Annotated in this window: 1 protein-coding gene; it reads right to left on the bottom strand. The window is 66.6% G+C overall.

Annotation, left to right across the window (positions count from 1 at the left end; genetic code table 11):
- Nucleotides 1-8 precede the first annotated feature (8 nt).
- Nucleotides 9-1,004, bottom strand: coding sequence for an IS1595 family transposase (locus H5395_RS18355; protein WP_182793981.1), 996 nt, complete (start codon nucleotides 1,002-1,004; stop codon nucleotides 9-11).
- Nucleotides 1,005-1,092: the final 88 nt, after the last annotated feature.

Raw genomic sequence — 1,092 nt, 5'->3', positions numbered from 1 at the left:
TTTCCTGATCATGCGAGAAGCCTGCGGAATGCCGGGAGATATCCCTCCCGCCGGGCGATGAGCCAGCGGGCATAGCCGTCGAGATTCCGGGTCGCCGGACCTCGGAACGGCTTGAGAAACTCCTTCCACCTCGCGTGGAGCGAGTTGATGGTGTTCAGGTGGTAGGTTGCCGGCGTGCGGAAGCTCCTGCGCCCGCCAACGAGCATCCAGTAGCCCAGGCCGGCGGCGGTGGCAATTGCCTGATATTGCGGCGCGCCGTCGGACAGCAGCAGGGCATCCGGCGCCACCTGGGGCAGGAGTGCCGCGGCGATCGTCGGTTGCCGGGTGTCGGGAATGTAGGTGAGGTTCGCGCGGCCGCTCCGGTCTGCGACCCCCAGAACAGGCTTGAGGAAACGCCGGACGATCGCCTGCGGCGGACCCTGCCGGCCGTAGTCGCGCCAGCGTTGGCGGGGCGGTTGCGGGTGGAGGTTGGGCGCTCTGTGATGGCGCACCCATTCCCGGCTGCCTTTGCGGCTCTCGCGCTGAAAGGTCTCGTCGGCTTCCACGATTCCTTGGAATACCTCGACCGGGGCGCTTGGCAGCGCGGATAGCACCCGCATGCGCCAGCGCCAGACAGTATCGCGCGAGATCCCGAGCTTCCTGGCCAGCTTGCGGCAGGAGAGCGGAGCATCGCCGAACATGTCCCTGACCGCCTCAAGAAGCAGATCCGGACGATGGACGCCCGCGGCTGGGGTCCCTGTCAGGCCGCTCCAAGTCCGCTTGCAGTCCTTGCAGCGCCAGCGCTGCTCGCCACGTTCGGTGCGGCCCCACTTGCGGCGGTCATCGCCGCCACACCAGGGGCAAGCGCGATCCACTGCCGCTCCGTCGATCTCGACACGGGCTTCGGCATGCTGCCGGGCCTCCTTCAGCGCCCTTTCGGCCTCGGCGATCTGGTTGGGTGCAAGTCTCTTGATCCGATCGAGCAGCCGATCCAGCTTGCTTCGACGCTTAGGATGGTTCGGCACGGCTGCGCTCCTCCGATGACAGGGACGAGCAATGTTAGCGGATCATGCCAGCCGCGAAGCCTCACCAACAGATTTTGCTGACATGCCC

The sequence above is a fragment of the Paracoccus sp. MC1854 genome (genome assembly GCF_014164635.1).
Taxonomy (GTDB): domain Bacteria; phylum Pseudomonadota; class Alphaproteobacteria; order Rhodobacterales; family Rhodobacteraceae; genus Paracoccus.
This window is presented reverse-complemented; position numbering and strand designations above follow the sequence as displayed.